This is a genomic window from Pseudomonas sp. SCA2728.1_7 (assembly GCF_018138145.1).
Taxonomy (GTDB): domain Bacteria; phylum Pseudomonadota; class Gammaproteobacteria; order Pseudomonadales; family Pseudomonadaceae; genus Aquipseudomonas; species Aquipseudomonas koreensis_A.
In genome coordinates this window covers 4,305,995-4,321,736 of the sequence record NZ_CP073104.1, presented here as the reverse complement: position 1 = coordinate 4,321,736, position 15,742 = coordinate 4,305,995, and the positions used below count along the sequence as shown (strand labels likewise).

The following is a 15,742-nucleotide window of genomic DNA, read 5'->3' as shown; positions in this document are numbered from 1 at the left end:
CTCAATTAACTATTCTGATTTACCTTCATATTTTTTGGTTTCCGAATTAAATGTCCACGCATGAGGCGTAGTTAACGCTTGCTTCCCTTTATAGCGAATATTCCCATCGCCATCTCTTTGATAGGAGTAGACCTGAATGTCTTTAAACCCGCCCGCAGCCACAGGAGACTTCTCTAAGACCTCAACTCTAGCAAAATAATCACCTCCAACGAATTTCAAATAACCCTTACACTGAATTAGAAATCCATAAGTCATTTCCTTGCTAGAACCTTCGCTATCATAGGAAGAAAATATAAAGTCCTTAACACCATCACCATTGAGATCGCCGTTATAAACCACCTCCCCCTCTTGGACGGAAAATTTTTCGCCATTTACTCTCGACAATACATCTATATTTTCTCCACCATCAGACCATTGTGAAATAAAATGCTTCGCTCCTCCCGGAGCATCACATACATCAATAGTGGCAGCGCTAACTACAGGAGAAAATATTAGAAAAGCAAAAAAATATCTCACAATTAAACTTCCAATACAAAGGTATTCCTACCTGTCCTGACGGAGCCCTGAGGCTGATTCGCACCAAAGTTGATGCTCGTGGTGATCGTAGAGTTAATTACAGCCGCAGCCGCTAACAACTTCGCTGTTAAAGCTGTTTCATGTGCATCCCCCCAACTAGACACCGCACCCGACCAGTTAACTCCGGCAGTACCGTTTATTGCCTGCTGTATGACAGGGGTGATTTTTTCAAAGTCATCATGTACGACATGAGATGGCCGAAATACATGCCACCGAAGAAGAATAGCCACAGACTTCTCCGAAGTAAAGACTTTGCCTAAGGTACTATTTACAGTAGTGGCTCCGACATGAAAAGTGACTTCTTTTTTTAAGATATCCGTCACTCGAACTTTAGCCATCGACCACATCGCAGTCTTGTAATCCTGTAGAGTCCGGCCCGACATGCTCATCCTGTAGAACCAATGCCAAGTCTTTAAATAGTGCGCCTCTTCTTTCGTTTTCGCTAACTCATCAAATTCGGTATCTGCATGAGCATCTTGACCTTTGACAAAGGTGTCATTCGTCAACTTAACCCAACCGGAATAAGTCTTCACTTCATCAGAATACAAACTCGAGCTACCCCAATCATGTATTGGATAAAGACCAAAATTACCGAATGCCTTATTGAAAGCTTCATTACTTTTATTTTTCAGATAAGCAATAAACCCTACAAGCTCTCCCTTGCCATACTTTCCACTTTTAAACAAACCCATAGTCCAGTGACATGGCCCTGCGGAGATCAACGCATTATCCCACGCATTCAATACATCAAAACGCCCAAAGCATTCAGCTTCTGCTACAACTCGGACGGTACGGTATGTTGATAACGCGGCTGTATTAAGTTGCGTTGAATTGACTTCAGCACCAGTAATATTTTTAACCGACATTTCTGCTTCAGGAGACCAACTATGCGCCTTTGTAGCATTAGGTCCACCAAACCCACTTGATTCGTAATACCCTACAGATTGATAGTCTGATTGATTCTTCCCTGCCGGAAATTCAAAATAATCAGTAAAATCCCTCACTAATACTCGCGGAGCTCCAACAGTAAAGTCTTTATCGGCCCAAATATTACAACCAGCCGCAGCCAAATTAGTTCTAGCACCCTGGGCCAGGGTCCAAGCTTCGAAAACAACAGGACATCTGTAATCATTATCAAGCCAATGTTCTATAGCTGCCCTTGTCTTCTCATTCACCACTCCGCTTATTGGCCCATCGTACTTCTCGGAATTATCTACAGACTGAAGACTGTCAACGTAATAACTTGCTGGAGAGATTGTAGAGCCGGTTACACTAGGAGCCTTCCCCGCCTGCGCCACAATCGCTGCAGAACTATCAAAATACACATCTAAATTGTTTATTTTTACTGGAGATCCTGCCTGATCCAGTAACAGTTGCCCCTGCTTTTCCGGTCTTACACAGGCGACCTTATTCATAGATGCATATATTTGAAACTCTCTAACAGCCCAACCAGTGCGCGCACCAAATCCGCCGTCCGGCTTTCCAACTATCGAGAAACCTAGTGCAACTAGATCCTCTTGAAGTTTTCTAACATGCTCAGGAACAGCGAGCGCTGCACTACTCCCTAAAAACGCTGCTGTTGTTTCGGCATTAAGCACAGTTAAAACGGGATTGTCATTCCCCCCCCATCGTGGAGGCTTATTTTGCGCAGGTTTTCCATCGTGATCTCCACGGCGGAGGTCAAAATTACCATAGGTCATTCCTTGCTCCCTCAAGCAATGTGCTGTTCTTGGAGCCGCTTGATATCAGCAGCCAATAGATAATCTTTGTCTGTTATTTCGCAAGAGCGATGGAAACAACGAGTGGCATATTTAGTTTTCGGGCCGTTCTCACCATCTATCTTCCCATTATAAAACCCAAGATTCTTTAACCTAGACTGGAGTCCCTTAATGTCCGAAGCGTCGGATTGCGCACTTAAGTCAAGCTCCCAAATCCACGGCTGAGAATCTGTTCCAAATGGATAAAACGTAAGTTTCCCTTTTTTTGCGGCTGGAGGAACTGGTTGATCTATAAAACCATCCGCAGTGGTTGTGCCTTTATAGGTCACTCCATCAACCTCCAACACATACGGTTGGCCTCCGATTCCCTTTTTCTCATAGGGACGCTTCATCTGAATTCGGAAGCTCTTTTTCTCGGATGCTGGCGGAGGAGGTGGCGGCGCATTCAATAACGCCTGATCCATCAAACTCCCCGCCTTATCCTTATCCGCCGCCCCCGGCAGCACCGGCGGCTTAATCCCGATCCCGGTCCCCGACCCAGCCGACCCGCCAGCATTAATCTTCACCACCGGCCCAACCACCGTAACCCCACCGCCATCCAGCTTGATAAAGCTCCCACCCCCAAGAATGGTCAGCTCCGTCCCCGCCTCAATAACAATCTTGTCCCCAGCCTTGAGGTGAATCTCTTTCCCCACGCTCGTGAGCTGCGCCGTGCCGAGTTTGACGTGTTGGTTCTGCCCAACCGTGAGGTGATCATCCAGCTTCACTTCAACCTTGCGGTCGGAGATCGTGGTGCGGTGTTCTTCAGCCTTCAGCTCTGTGTAGGTGTTCTTCACCACCGTGTCGTGACGTTCATTGCCGACCCGAATCTTCTGGTCATGCTCAACGTTCTCATCCCAATCCCGCTGGGCATGAATATAGATCTGCTCCGCACCTTTCTTGTCTTCAATGCGCAGTTCGTTATACCCACCGCCACCCGGCGAGCTGAGCGTTTTGAACACACTGCGAGTCTTGTTCGCCGGCAGTGCATACGGCACCGGGTTTTCCTTGTGGTACAGGCAACCGGTCACCAGCGGTTGGTCGGGGTCGCCTTCGAGGAAGGTGACGAGGACTTCCATGCCGATGCGCGGGATGCTGATGGCGCCGTAGCGGTCGCCGGCCCAGGAGCTGGAGACGCGCAGCCAGCAGCTGGTTTTGTCGTCGGCGAGGCCTTCGCGATCCCAGTGGAACTGGACTTTGATGCGGCCGTATTGGTCGCAGTGGATTTCTTCGCCTTTGGGGCCGGTGACCATGGCGGTCTGGCTGCCGAGCACGCGTGGTTTCGGGTGTTCGAGGGCCGGGCGGTAGAACACGTCCCACGGGGTGGCGAGGAAGGTGTTGCGGTAGCCCTGGTGGAAATCATCCTTGTTGTCAGTGGTGTCGCTGGTCACGCCTTCTTCGAGGACTTGCGGCTGTTTGCCTTCGTGGAGGATTTCGGTGAGCAGCCACAGGTCGTTCCACTCGCTGCGCGGGTGGTCGGACATGGCCATGAAGTGGCCGCTGACCAGTTTGGTCTGGTCGCCGCGACCTTCGGCCTGGCGGTAGTCGGCGCGGTGGCGTTCGAGGGCGCGCTGGCTGAGGAACTTGCCACGGGCGCGGTCGATGAAGCGGCCGGGGTAGTCGTAGTCTTCGAGATCTGGTTCGGCGTCTTTGCTATCGAGAGCGCCTTCGGGTTTGTACGCCGCCTCCATTTGCAGGCGCGGTTTTTCGAAGTCGTAGTCACGGCGCGTGATGCGGCTGGTGCGGGTTTCCAGGCGCAGCTTGAAGCCTTTGATCACCGGTTCTTCGGCGACCATGCCGCTGCCTTGCACGTACGCGGTCGGCTGGCCGAGGTCGGGGAACACGGTCTGGTCGTCGCCGAATACCAGCAGGTGGCCTTTGTCGCTGTGCTGGAAGTGGTAGTGAATGCCTTCCTCTTCGCACAGGCGCTGGACGAAGTGCAGGTCGGTTTCGTCGTATTGCACGCAGTAGTCGCGATCCGGGCACGGTTGGCTGAGCTGGAAGCTGTAGGCGTTGCCCTTGATGCCGTGTTCTTCGAGGATCAGCGCGATGATTTTCGGCGCCGACATCTGCTGGTAGATGCGCTGGTTGGTGCGGTGATGCAGGTATTGCAGTTGCGGCACCATCGACACTTTGTAGCGGGTCAGGCGCTTGCCGGCATCGCCTTGGGCAACGCGGTAGATCTGGCCGTGGATGCCCGAGCCTTGTGGATCGAATGCGAGAAACGCCTGCTTGTGCAGCAGTTGTTCGAGGTCCAGATCAGGGTTTTCGCTGACCAGTTCGAGGTCGAAACGATACGGCTGGCTGATGCCTTCAGTGCCGGTGAACGACAGCACTTGCAGGTCGCCGACGTAGTCTTCGACCTTGAGGCTGAAGTGGGTTTCGTTAGCTGGGTTGAACATAAAGTGCTCCCTGTTCGAATGTCATCCGTTACGCCCGAAGTCGCAGACGTTGCAGCCAGGACGAAGTGGCGCCCAAGGCGTCACGCAATTGTTGGGCAGTGATGCTGCGTTCTGCCGGGTCGAAGCTCAGCGCGCTTCGCAGCGCTGGCCAGCCGTGTTTCGGTAAATTCGCCGGTGCTTGCAGTTCGCGCTCCAGGTGCTCGTCGCGCGCCTGAGTCGAGGGCAAGCGGCGGAACGGGTGTTTGCCGCCCGCCAGTTCGTAGATCACGCAGGCCACGCCGTACACGTCCGCGCTGGCCGACAATGGTTGGCCCTCAAGCAGTTCGGGGGCGGCGTAGCCCGGGGTCCAAGCGTTGAAGCGTTCGCGGCTTAGATGCGGCAGGCCGGGCAACACGCCCTCCTCTGCCTGACCGAGGCCGAAGTCAAAGAGACGCAAGCCGTCTTCGCTGAGCATGACGTTGCTCGGTTTCATGTCACCGTGCAGCACGCCGCGACCGTGGGCGTAGGCCAGCGTGTCGAGCAGCGGCAGGACGATGTCGCGCAGTTCTTGCCACGGCAGGCCGAGGGGCCGCTCGCAGAGCAATTTGTCCAAGGTCAGGCCACGCATGTATTCCATGGTGATGAAGGCCCGCTGGCAGTCGGTGTCGACTTCAAAGGTGTGCGCACGCACGACGTTGTCGTGGCGCAGGCGTCGGGTCAGGGCAAACTCGCTGTAGAGCAAGGCACTGGCGTCCGGCGATTCGGCAAATTCTTCGCTGAGGATTTTCAGCGCAATGTAAGGATCGGGATCACCGAACTGTTCGTGCAGCAGATCCCGCGCCCGGTAAACGGCGCCCATGCCACCGGCCCCGAGCAGACGCTCGAGGTGGTAGCGACCGGCGAGTACATCCGGCAGTGCACCGATGCTGGCCTTGGTCGGCGCCAGCAAAGGCTCTGCCTTGTTTTCCTTGGCGAAGGCGAAGTAGGTCAGGTTGTTGGCCTGCTCTTCGCTCATCAGCAAGTCATCGACTGAGGATTCGATTTCAGTCATTGGCGGATCACCACGGCCGTCAGGTTGTCGCGCGCGGCGCCACGCAGGGCGCCGTCGAACAAACGTTCCAGCGCCACGTGCGGCGCGCTGAGGCTGAGGGCGTTGCCGAGGGCATCGCTGCTCAGGCCCTGATACAAACCATCGCTGCAGAGCAAAAACGCATCGCCCGGATAGACCTCAAGTTCGAGGACATCCAGTGTCAGTGTTTCGGCGGCGCCGACGGCTCGGGTCAACGCCTGAGCCGCCGGGTGCGCCGCCGCTTGTTCGACGCTCATTTGTTGCTCGTCGATCAATTGCTGTTGCAGCGAATGATCCTTGGACAGCTGATACAGCCGCTGCCCACGCCACATGTAGCAACGGCTGTCGCCGGCCCAGATGCAGGCCGCGCGATTGCCTTCCACCAGCAGCGCCACGACGGTGCTGCCCATGATGCTGTCGTGACGTCCGGCGGTGACCGTCAACTCCTGCCCCAAACGCCGGTTCAACCAGTGCAGGCACTGGCGGATGGCTTTGAGGCGTTCGTCGAAGTCCTCGTGTTGCGGCAGTTCAGCCAGGCTGGCGACGATCAACTGGCTGGCGATGTCGCCACCCTGATGACCGCCCATGCCGTCCGCGACCACCCACAGCCCCTGCTGTGGCGAGTCGAGGAAAGCATCTTCGTTGCGCGCCCGCACCTTGCCCGGGTCGGTCCGCGCCGCGCTGCGCCAGGCACTGGCCACCAGCATCAGAGCTGCACCGGCATACGGAAGGTGCGCAGTACGCCCATGTCGAACGGGTTCGGCGTGCGCTGGCTGGTCAGCAGGTAGTTGGCGCGCAGGCCACCTACATCGGCTTTCAGCACCAGCACGTCGCGACCGCTCAGGTACTCGGTCTGCATCAGGTCGAACAGACGGAACAGCGACCATGGGCCGGAGTTCTTCTCGATGCCGATCGGGCGCCCGGCCATTTTGTCCATGACCAGACTGGTACGACCGTCTTCAGCATCGGTCGGCCATTTGAACGACATTGGCAGGATCGGACCGTGGCGGTATTCCATGGTCTTGTCGCCGAACTTGAACTCGGAACGGCTGACCGCCGGGTCGAGGGTGTACGGCTCCAGTTTGAACTGCACGGTCGGCTCGGCCGGGTTGATCGAGAAGAAGCTCTGACGAATCGTCAGCGCCGCCGCCATCTGGTCCAGATACATTTTCGACACCGGCAGGCTGTGGCCGTCGACGCTGCGCATGCGGTAGTTGCCCGGATCGCCGCTGACGAATGGACGCATGTAGCTGTCGAAGAAACGGTCGACGGTGCCTTGAGCGCGGAAGAACTCGCGGAAATCGCTGATCGCCACGTCACTGGTGCTGCTGGCGCTGAACGGATAACGCTTGCTGATGGTTTTGCCATACACGCTGTACAGCTCGTTCTGATAACGACCGTTCAGGTATTGGTAAGCATCGTTAAGCACCAGACGCCACGAGTCTTCAGCCAGCACGTTGAACCACACGCTGAGCGGACGCGGCAGACGGCTGGACGCATTGCGCAGGTTGGTCAGCGCATCACGCTGGCCGCTCATGCGGGTTTTCGCCATTTCGAACGCGGCTTGTTCCGGCGTGCTGGAACGGGCCAGACCGGCCAGTTGCAGTTGCAGGTCGTTGAGCGCGCTCAGTGCCGGGGTCAGGTCCGCCGCTGGGCCGTTGTTGTCATCGAGCAAACGATGCAGCGGTTCGAAGCGGCGTTGCAGCGATTTCTTCGCGGTGTCCGGCAGGGTCTTCGCCACGTTCAGGGCCGAAGCCTTGTCCGCTGCGGCGGCGGCAAGTTTGCCAACCTTACCCAGTTTGCCTTTCTGCCCGGCCAGCGCATCAGCAGCGTCGCCAGCTTCTTCGACAGGATCTGCAGCCGCCTGGAAGCGCGTGTTCTCGCGCACTTCGGTCAACAGCGCCAGCACCGGTGAGTTGGCCGAGGTCAGGCCCGCCAGTTGCTCAGCGCCTTCACCGGCATCGCTGATCGGCGGCAGGGCCACCTGGCCAACGGCTTCGCTCCAGTAGTTGGCGTAGTCGCGGAAGTACAGCTGCTCCAGCTCGACCATCAGGCGACGCAAGTCCATGTCGCTGATGCCCGCGCCTTCGCCCAGCACCCAGTTGTCACGCAGGATGTCGGTAACCAGCGCCGAACCCTGTACCGAGAAATACTGCTGATAACCGGTTTGCGTGTAGAAACCCGGGATCACGTATTCGGTGCCGATAAACAGCGAGCCTTGTGGGCCGAGGTGTTGGCTGAAACGGTAGTCCGGCAGGTTGCGCGCCTGCTCGCGGAGCATGCGGTAAACCACGGTGGCCAGCGATTCGCTGCGCAATACCTGACGCGCCTGAGTGACCAGCTGATCGTTCAGCGGGTAGATAAACGGCTGCTTCAGCAAGCGATCGAGGTGCGCACTCAAACCGTTCTGTACGGCGGTGTTGCCGGTGTAGCGTGTCGACCAGTCAGTGGCGACCCAGTCCTTGAGCCACGCGGCGTCGCGACGGTCTTTCATGTTCAGCATCAGGTACGCGCGCAGGCTGTTGAGCAGGCGATCGCGGTCCTTCATGTTGGCGCGGATCTGCCCTTCGAGCATCGTCGCAACCCGTGGCAGCAGCTGCTTTTCAAGCTCGCGCTCGTAAGCCTCTTTGACCACTGGATTGACGTCTTCACCCTGATACAGACCACCACGTTCGTGATACGAAACGTCGCCCTTCTTCGGGAACACCTGGGTCGCAGCGTAGCTGGTGTCGAGGGTTTTCAGCACGCCCATGGCGTCATCACGCGGCGACAATGCCGTGCGTTGCTGCGTCCAGTTCTGCGCCAGATTGCGCAGGTTTTCCAGACGCTCGTAGTTGGCCGAGAAACCGCCCGCCCAGAGCATGCCGAACAGTGCCAGTGCCGCCAGTGCGCCGACGTACAACGCACGTTGGCCCCAATGAATACGGCTGCGTTCGCGCTTGTCCAGACCGGCCAGGTCGGATTCCGGGAAAATCACCTGGCTGAACAAGTGATGGATAAACCGCGAACGACCGCTGCGCAGGGTCGGCAGCACACCGGCATTCAAGCCGAGGCTGGCACCGATGCCGGCGGTGGTCGAGTCCATCTCTTGAGTCAGGTGCGGTGCGCTGGTCAGGTAGAAACCGCGCAGCTGCGTGGCACGCTGATAACGGTTGCCGGTGAACGCCATGTCGACGAACAGGCACAGACGCTCGCCGATCTGCCCGAGTTGATGCGGGAAGTCGAGGATGCGGCCACGGCGCTGAGTGTCGCGCTCGGAGTGCATGCGCATGATCACTTGGCTGTTGAGGCGGCGCAGCAGTTCTTCGAACTCGTTGCGCAGCACGGCCACGTCGGTGCCGACCTGATCCTTGCGGAAACTGGTGCCGAGCACCTGATCGCTTTCTTCGCGGGTCAGTTGATCGAAGAACTCGTCGAAGCCGAGCAGCTTGTCAGCCTTGCTCAGGACCAGATAGACCGGCACGTCGACGTGCAGTTTCTGATGCACGTCTTGCAGACGGCCGCGAACCTGGCGCGCCAAAGTATCGATGTCCTGTTCACTCCCGCCGAGCAGGGTTTCCACCGGAATGGTCACCAGCACGCCGTTCAACGGACGCCCGCGACGGCGCTTGCGCAACAGCTCCAGCAACGTCGTCCAGGCACCGCCGTCGACTTCCACATCCGGTTGCGTGGTGTAACGCCCGGCGGTGTCGATCAGCACACCGTGGTCGGCGAAGTACCAGTCGCAATGACGGGTGCCGAGGGTGTCGCGGGTCAGCTTGCGGTCGATCTTGTTGATCGGGAATTCCAGACCGGAAAAGTCCAGCAGACTAGTCTTACCCGAGGCCTGTGGGCCGATCAACAGGTACCACGGCAAGTCACTACGCCAGCGCTCGCTGCGGCCGCGATACAGGCTGGAAGTTTTCAGGGTTTTCAGCGCGTCTTTGAAGCGCGCCTTCAACTCTTTCTGCTCTTCGTCGATCAGCTCTTCGCGGCGGATGCGATCCTGGCCGTCTTCGCTTTCTTCCTCGGCTTTCTTGCGGATACCCGAGCGCCAGCTGACGAAGACCATGGTCAGGCCCCAGATCAGGAACAGCACAGCGATGGTCAGCAAGCGCGCGGTTGCGCTCTCCCAGAACTTGTAGTCGTCAACCGCCAACAACGGGCCGACGAACCACACCAGCAGCGCCACGAACAGCACCAACAGCAAGGTCCAGACCCAGGTCTGGCGCAGGAAGGCGCCGACTTTCTTGAAAAACTTTTTCATCACACGTCCCTGTTTACGGCTGCGACTGCGGTTGCACCGCGGCCGGATCAAGCGGCTGATATGGTTGCAGAACGGTGTCGCGCTGCTCGCCCAAGACCCAGGCGAAGCCCGAATACATCACCACCAGGCAGACGAAAGTGAACAACACCACCATCCACGCCGGCACGATGCGTACCAGGTTACGACGCTGATCGTTCAAGCCTTCCCAGTGCGGCGACAACTCGCGCGGCACGTCGCCACGCAATTGACGAATCTGCCGATACAGAGCATCGCGGATGCCTTCAAGCTCAAGCATGCCGCGTGCCTGTACGCGGTACTTGCCTTCGAAACCGAGGGACAGGCACAGGTACATCAGCTCGAGCATCGGCAGGTGCTTGACCGGGTTCTTCGACAGTCGATCGAGCAACTGGAAGAACTTCTCGCCACCGAAGGTTTCGTTGTGGAAGCTGCTCAGCAGGCTCATCTGCGACCATTCGCTTTCGTTGCCCCACGGTGTGGTCACGACAGCTTCGTCGACCACGGTGCAGAGCACGTAACGCGCGGCCATCACCTGGCTGCTTTCGGCGCCGTTGTGCAGGGCGCGTACTTCAAACAATTTCAGCCCGGCAGTCAGGCGCTCGTTGAGTGCGTACAAGTCTTCGCGGGTTTCGCTGTGCTTGAGGCGCACCACTTCCGAAAGCAGCTCGGACGAGGCCGCGACCAGCGAATTGAGGCTGATGTTGAACGCTTCTGCCGGGCGCAGGCGCGCGGCGTAGATCATGCGTTCTTCCAGTTGCTCGAAACGCGGCGGCGCAGCGAAGTCGGTCAGCGGACTCGTTGCCGGTCCGTGGCCCTGACGATCGAGCAGGACGGTTTTGTCGTCCTGGTTGTAATCCGTTTCCTTGATCATGTCGGTCAGTTCCTGATGGCCCAGAATTTCAGTTCAAGCTCGGCAAATTCGCCGGACACATGGAACGCGAAACCGCCGGAGCGCTCGAGTTGTGCCAGGTCTTCGGAACTGAGTTCGAGGATGAAATAGGTTTTGTTCGAGTGGAACGCGATCTGCCGCGGGGCCACCGGCAACGGTTTGACCTTGATCCCCGGCAAGTGCAGGTTGACCAGTTGGCGGATGCGCTCCACCGGGCCGACCTTGAGGTGCGCCGGCAAGCGCTGGCGCAGTTCTTCGGAGTCGCAGTTGGCACTGGCTGCCAGCACGAACGACGCCGAGCCGAGCAGTTTGTGGTCGTGCAACGGCGAGACGATGATGCCGTACTGACGTGCTTGCAGGATCAGTTCGATGGCGTGCTGTTCGAGCACCATCGACAGCACCTGACGAATCGCTTCCATCAGTTTGCGGAAGCTGCCGCCCTGGTCAGCGTGGGAGTAGCGGCTGTCCAGACGCGGACGTTTGCTTTCGCCGGAGAAGGTCGCCAGATCGCCGAGCATGGTCAGCAGCGTGCGGTACAACTCTTCCGGGTGTACCTGCTCCAGGCCGAGGTAGTGGCGCAGCAGCAGTTCGGTGCGGTTGATCAGTTGCAGCATCATGAAGTCACCGACTTCGGCACCGCCAACCTTGCCGTTGGAGCGAATCCGCTCGGCAATCGTGTCGCCACGGTGGTTGAGCATACTGATGACTTCTTTCAGGCACGACAGCAGATAGCTGGAGGCGTGGGCCTGAATGTAGGTCGGCACGAAGTCCGGATCGAGGCTGATCACGCCATCCGGCGTGGTGTCGAGCACGTCGCAGATCTTCAGCTTCACGTAGGCCTGATCGCTCTGCTGCTCGCCGAGCAACAGTTTGAAGTCCGGGCGACCGCAGCTGACCTGGCTGGCGGAATCGTCGCCGGCGTTGGAGTCGGCCACTTCGGCGTCGTACGCGGTGTAACGCGCGAGCACGTCGGACTGCTCAGGACGGCGCGACTCGATGTGGTTACCGGTGACCAGCGGCAGCGCCAGATAAATCGGTGTGTTGCCAGTGTTCGGCGGTACGTCCAGCGCCAGCGGCTCGGTGTTGCCACCGAGTTCGAACAGGCTGCCGTCCGGCAGAATCCCCGAGGCTTCACTGATCACCAGTTTGCCCATGTTGAGGAACTGCAAGTCGATCTCCAGATTGAGGAAACCCCAGGTGTAGCCACCCAGCAACTGAGTGCGGGTTTTCATCTGGTGATCGTAATAACGATCGTTGTGCTGGAAGTGCTGCGGGCGCAGCAGCATGCCTTCCTGCCAAATGACTTTATGGGTATTCATGATCAGTCATCCGCCTTGGCGAGCACTTGATTGGTGTTGCGGATGCCGGTCTGGTCCAGAGTCAGATCGACTTCGGTGACTTCCAGCGGAGTGATCTGAACGGTGTGGCGCCATTGGGTGTCCGGCAAATCGCGGTAAGCGGCGAGAACGCCAACATAAAGGCTGCCCTCTTCCACCTTGAGCTTCATCTCCACGGTTTCGCCCGGGCGCAGTTCGAGTTCTTCGCTGGCCACCAGATCCGGATTGAGCGATTCCTTGGCGCGCTCGTAGAGGCTGAAGAAGTCAGCGTTCTCGAAAGTCACCGGGTGCTTGAGTTCGAACAGGCGCACGACGATCGGCGACGGCCGACCGTTGAGGTCCGGGTTGAGCTGATCGCTGCCGGTCAGCTTCAGGTTGATCTTGGTCACTTTCGAGTACGGCGACAGCGACGAGCAACCGGCGAGCAGCACCAGTACGGTGAGCGCAGTCAGCGTCTTGAAAAAAGCGGTCGAGCGGCGAGACATGCGCATCATCCTTGGTGGTCGGTGTGGAGGGTGGAGATCAGGCGGATCTGTTCTTCGTAAGCCTGGGCAAAGTCGCGGGCCAGCAGACGCTCGCTCCAGTCATCGTCCTGACGCAGCGCCTGGTGATAACGGCCGAACGCTCTCCAGCGTCCGCCCGAGGTCGCGATCAACGGCTTGTTGTCACGCTCGAAACGCAGGGTCAGTTGTTCCGGCGAGAAGTGCTCCAGCGTGCCGCGTACGGCGGCGCGGCTGGCGGTCAGCAGTGCGACTTGATGCGCCTGCAGATCGCGGAACGCACGGGAGATGGCTTGCTCGGCTGGCAGATGGCCAGGCTTGCTTGGCTGCAACAGAATCTGCAGTGCTTCGCTCGGATCGACGGCGAATTTCAGCGGGTTCTTGTTGGTGCCTTGCACGGTGGTCTGGGCCAGACGCAGTTCGTTTTTCAGCTCCGAACGGGTGCGCAGGCTCTGCTGCAAACCGCCGATGCTTTGGCGCAGCAAGCGCGCCGCGTTCAGCGCCAGGGCTTCGCGTTCGTCGTGGCTGAGGCCTTTGACGTCGACGCCCAGCGCAGCACCGAAATGATCCCAGAAACCTTCGCTTTGACGCTCAACGGCTTTCGGTGCCGGAGCGGGCTCAGGTTCGACGGGGGCTGCAATCAGCTCCGGCACCATCAGGCTTTCCATGTCGATGCGCGCGTAGTCGGCACGCTGACGGGAGTCTTCAGGTTTGGTGTTCGGCGCCAGCAGTTCGTCGATTTCCGAGTAAACACGCTCTTGCTGTTCAAGGGCATTGAGCGGGTCGAGATCGAGGAACGCGTCGTCCGGGATGATGCTGCCGGCAGCGCGTGGACGGCCGACTTCACCGTCGAAGGTCGCCGGGTCACGCACCAGGCGCGCGCGAATCTCGAAGTCACCCAGCACGTAGGTGCTGCCGTGTTCGATGCGCACCGGTTCGCCCTTGTGCAGGCGTGCGCCGCTCTCGCCGTCCTGGACACCGTTGCTGCTGGTGTCGGTGAGGAAGAACGTGCCCTCGCGGTAACTGACAATCGCGTGGTGATTGGACAGATGACGCTTGCGGTCAGGGATGATCCAGTCGCAGTCCTCGCCCCGCCCGATCACGCCGCCGGCCTGTTTAAAGGTCTTCTGGCACAACTCGGTGGGCACGAACTGCTTGGTGTTCAGCATTTCGAAAACCAATTCCATGTTTGATGCTCCTTGCGGTCACTTGCCGCGATTGACCGCTTGCGGATCACCCAACGGGCGATAGTCGTTGTCGTTGAATTTGTAGTTGCCGCTACAGCCGCCAAGGCCGCATAGAACGACGAGGGTCAGCAGGACAGCGTGCCAGTGACGAACAGACATCAGAGGGTCTCCAGGGGTAGACAAAGCACAAAGCGCCGACCCTTGCGGGCGGCGCTGAAATTGGTTTTTGCGAGGATTTCGATGACGTTTTGCCTACCCATCGAAATCTCCCAGATTGATGTTCAGACGGCCGAGCCGATATAGCAGCGTGCGTCGCGGCAGACCCAGTTCGCGGGCGGCGAGGGTCTGGTTGCCGTCGTTTTTGCGCAGGCAATCGAGCAACAAAGTGCGTTCGACCTGCTCCAGACGTTCGCGCAAATTCAGGTGGCTGTTGTCTTCCGGCATCGGCTCCATGCGCAGAGAGAAATGCTCGGCGAGCAACTCACCGCCCTCGCACAACAGCACCGCGCGCTCAACGAGTGCCTTGAGTTCACGCACGTTGCCGGGGAAGTTGTAGCCAGACAGGTGTTCCAGCGCCGCACTCGACCAGCGCACCGGATCGCGTTGCAAATACGTGCAGGTCTTCTCGGCGAAGTGCTGGGCCAGTTCGAGGATGTCGCCTTCGCGCTGACGCAGCGCCGGCAGCTCGATCGGGAATTGCGCGAGGCGGTAGTACAAGTCCTCGCGGAATTTGCCCTCGCTGACCAGCGTCGACAGATCGCGGTGGGTCGCGGCGATGATGCGTACGTCGATTTTGTGCGTGTCGTTGGAACCCAGCGGACGAATCTCGCCTTCCTGCAACACGCGCAGAATCTTCGCCTGCAACGACAGCGGCATGTCGCCGATTTCGTCGAGCAACAACGTGCCGCCATTGGCCGCATCGAACAGGCCGGCACGATCACGGTCGGCGCCGGTGAACGCACCTTTGCGATAGCCGAACAGTTCGCTTTCCAGCAGGTTTTCCGGGACCGCCGCGCAGTTCTGCACGATGAACGCCTGGGAACGGCGCGGGCCGCAATCGTGAATCGCCCGCGCCACGACTTCCTTGCCGGTGCCGGTTTCACCGCGCAACAACACGGTGTACGGACTGTGCAGGACTTTGCTGATCAGCGAATGGGTCTGGCGCATCGCCGCGCTTTTACCGATCAAGCCGTAGCCACTGATGCTCGGCACGCTGCGTGCCACTGTTGCCGATTCCGCCAGCGGCTGACGCAGGCGTTGCAGCAAATGCAATTGGCCAAGCACGAACGAGCCGAGCTGGCCGAGGGAATCGGCGAAGCCTTGCAGGCGGGTACGTCGGCGGCTGGCGCACAGCAGCAGACCTTCAACAGCTTTGTGCTGATTGACCAGTGGCACGCACAACAGCGACTGCCACGGCGAGGTCGCCGCTGGCAGAAAACTGGTTTCGTGCAGGCTGCCGCTCAAGTCGTCGAGGCACACCACGCGGTTCTGGCACAGGGCAAATTGCAGCAGTTGTTCACCGTTGTAATCCGCCGGCAGGCTCGCCGCTTCACGCGGTTGCAGGGCGCCGTCGAGGCATTCGGCGTTCATCCCCAGGCACGTGTGGGTGGCGTCGAGCAGATACAGCTGTGTCAATTCGCAACCGCTCAGCTCGGCCAGACCGCGCACGAAGTCACCCAGCAACGCAGCACCGTCCGCCGCCCGCGACAGACTGGCGAACTGCGCCAGCAACGCTTCGGCATAGACCAATGGCTGCGGCACCTGAGTGAACATCACACCCAC

General features: G+C 58.6%; 11 protein-coding genes and 1 pseudogene. All 12 read right to left on the bottom strand.

All coding sequences use genetic code 11. The annotated features are described in order from the left end of the window. Window positions 1-9 precede the first annotated feature (9 nt). Window positions 10-516 carry a hypothetical protein gene (locus KBP52_RS19155; RefSeq protein WP_249122197.1) on the bottom strand — a complete coding sequence of 169 codons (507 nt, stop codon included), beginning with the start codon at window positions 514-516 and terminating at the stop codon, window positions 10-12. A gap of 2 nt (window positions 517-518) precedes the next feature. Continuing rightward, window positions 519-2,276, bottom strand: coding sequence for a peptidoglycan-binding protein (locus KBP52_RS19150; protein ID WP_212620771.1), 1,758 nt, complete (start codon window positions 2,274-2,276; stop codon window positions 519-521). Between the two features lie 458 nt (window positions 2,277-2,734). Next, window positions 2,735-4,735, bottom strand: a pseudogene (locus tag KBP52_RS19145) (type VI secretion system tip protein VgrG); the annotation flags it as partial. A 28-nt stretch (window positions 4,736-4,763) separates the two neighbouring features. Further along, complete coding sequence (locus KBP52_RS19140; protein WP_212620769.1) at window positions 4,764-5,765, bottom strand: serine/threonine-protein kinase; 1,002 nt, start codon at window positions 5,763-5,765, stop codon at window positions 4,764-4,766. Continuing rightward, window positions 5,762-6,490, bottom strand: coding sequence for a PP2C family serine/threonine-protein phosphatase (locus KBP52_RS19135; RefSeq protein ID WP_007920303.1), 729 nt, complete (start codon window positions 6,488-6,490; stop codon window positions 5,762-5,764). The genes KBP52_RS19140 and KBP52_RS19135 overlap by 4 nt, the downstream gene beginning before the upstream one ends. Further along, window positions 6,490-10,029 (bottom strand): type VI secretion system membrane subunit TssM, encoded by a 3,540-nt coding sequence (gene tssM, locus KBP52_RS19130; RefSeq protein WP_212620768.1) that lies wholly within the window; start codon window positions 10,027-10,029, stop codon window positions 6,490-6,492. The genes KBP52_RS19135 and tssM overlap by 1 nt, the downstream gene beginning before the upstream one ends. A gap of 13 nt (window positions 10,030-10,042) precedes the next feature. Then, window positions 10,043-10,918, bottom strand: coding sequence for a type IVB secretion system protein IcmH/DotU (gene icmH, locus KBP52_RS19125; protein ID WP_108224962.1), 876 nt, complete (start codon window positions 10,916-10,918; stop codon window positions 10,043-10,045). 5 nt (window positions 10,919-10,923) lie between these two features. Next, window positions 10,924-12,255, bottom strand: coding sequence for a type VI secretion system baseplate subunit TssK (gene tssK, locus KBP52_RS19120; protein ID WP_077575067.1), 1,332 nt, complete (start codon window positions 12,253-12,255; stop codon window positions 10,924-10,926). A 2-nt stretch (window positions 12,256-12,257) separates the two neighbouring features. Continuing rightward, a complete protein-coding gene (gene tssJ / locus KBP52_RS19115) occupies window positions 12,258-12,758 on the bottom strand; it encodes a type VI secretion system lipoprotein TssJ (RefSeq protein WP_007920299.1) in 501 nt (166 codons plus the stop codon). Window positions 12,759-12,763: 5 nt separating this feature from the next. Beyond that, window positions 12,764-13,960: a type VI secretion system-associated FHA domain protein TagH gene (gene tagH / locus KBP52_RS19110; protein ID WP_034152083.1), complete on the bottom strand. Its 1,197-nt coding sequence runs from the start codon at window positions 13,958-13,960 to the stop codon at window positions 12,764-12,766. 18 nt (window positions 13,961-13,978) lie between these two features. Continuing rightward, window positions 13,979-14,119: a hypothetical protein gene (locus tag KBP52_RS19105; RefSeq protein ID WP_003229566.1), complete on the bottom strand. Its 141-nt coding sequence runs from the start codon at window positions 14,117-14,119 to the stop codon at window positions 13,979-13,981. Between the two features lie 93 nt (window positions 14,120-14,212). Then, window positions 14,213-15,733, bottom strand: coding sequence for a sigma 54-interacting transcriptional regulator (locus KBP52_RS19100; protein WP_212620767.1), 1,521 nt, complete (start codon window positions 15,731-15,733; stop codon window positions 14,213-14,215). Window positions 15,734-15,742: the final 9 nt, after the last annotated feature.

Coding starts and splice junctions, on each gene's coding strand:
- KBP52_RS19150 (WP_212620771.1), bottom strand. CDS start 2,276: ATGACCTATGGTAATTTTGACCTCCGCCGTGGAGATCACGATGGAAAA.
- KBP52_RS19140 (WP_212620769.1), bottom strand. CDS start 5,765: ATGACTGAAATCGAATCCTCAGTCGATGACTTGCTGATGAGCGAAGAG.
- KBP52_RS19135 (WP_007920303.1), bottom strand. CDS start 6,490: ATGCTGGTGGCCAGTGCCTGGCGCAGCGCGGCGCGGACCGACCCGGGC.
- tssM (WP_212620768.1), bottom strand. CDS start 10,029: ATGAAAAAGTTTTTCAAGAAAGTCGGCGCCTTCCTGCGCCAGACCTGG.
- icmH (WP_108224962.1), bottom strand. CDS start 10,918: ATGATCAAGGAAACGGATTACAACCAGGACGACAAAACCGTCCTGCTC.
- tssK (WP_077575067.1), bottom strand. CDS start 12,255: ATGAATACCCATAAAGTCATTTGGCAGGAAGGCATGCTGCTGCGCCCG.
- tssJ (WP_007920299.1), bottom strand. CDS start 12,758: ATGTCTCGCCGCTCGACCGCTTTTTTCAAGACGCTGACTGCGCTCACC.
- tagH (WP_034152083.1), bottom strand. CDS start 13,960: ATGGAATTGGTTTTCGAAATGCTGAACACCAAGCAGTTCGTGCCCACC.
- KBP52_RS19105 (WP_003229566.1), bottom strand. CDS start 14,119: ATGTCTGTTCGTCACTGGCACGCTGTCCTGCTGACCCTCGTCGTTCTA.
- KBP52_RS19100 (WP_212620767.1), bottom strand. CDS start 15,733: ATGTTCACTCAGGTGCCGCAGCCATTGGTCTATGCCGAAGCGTTGCTG.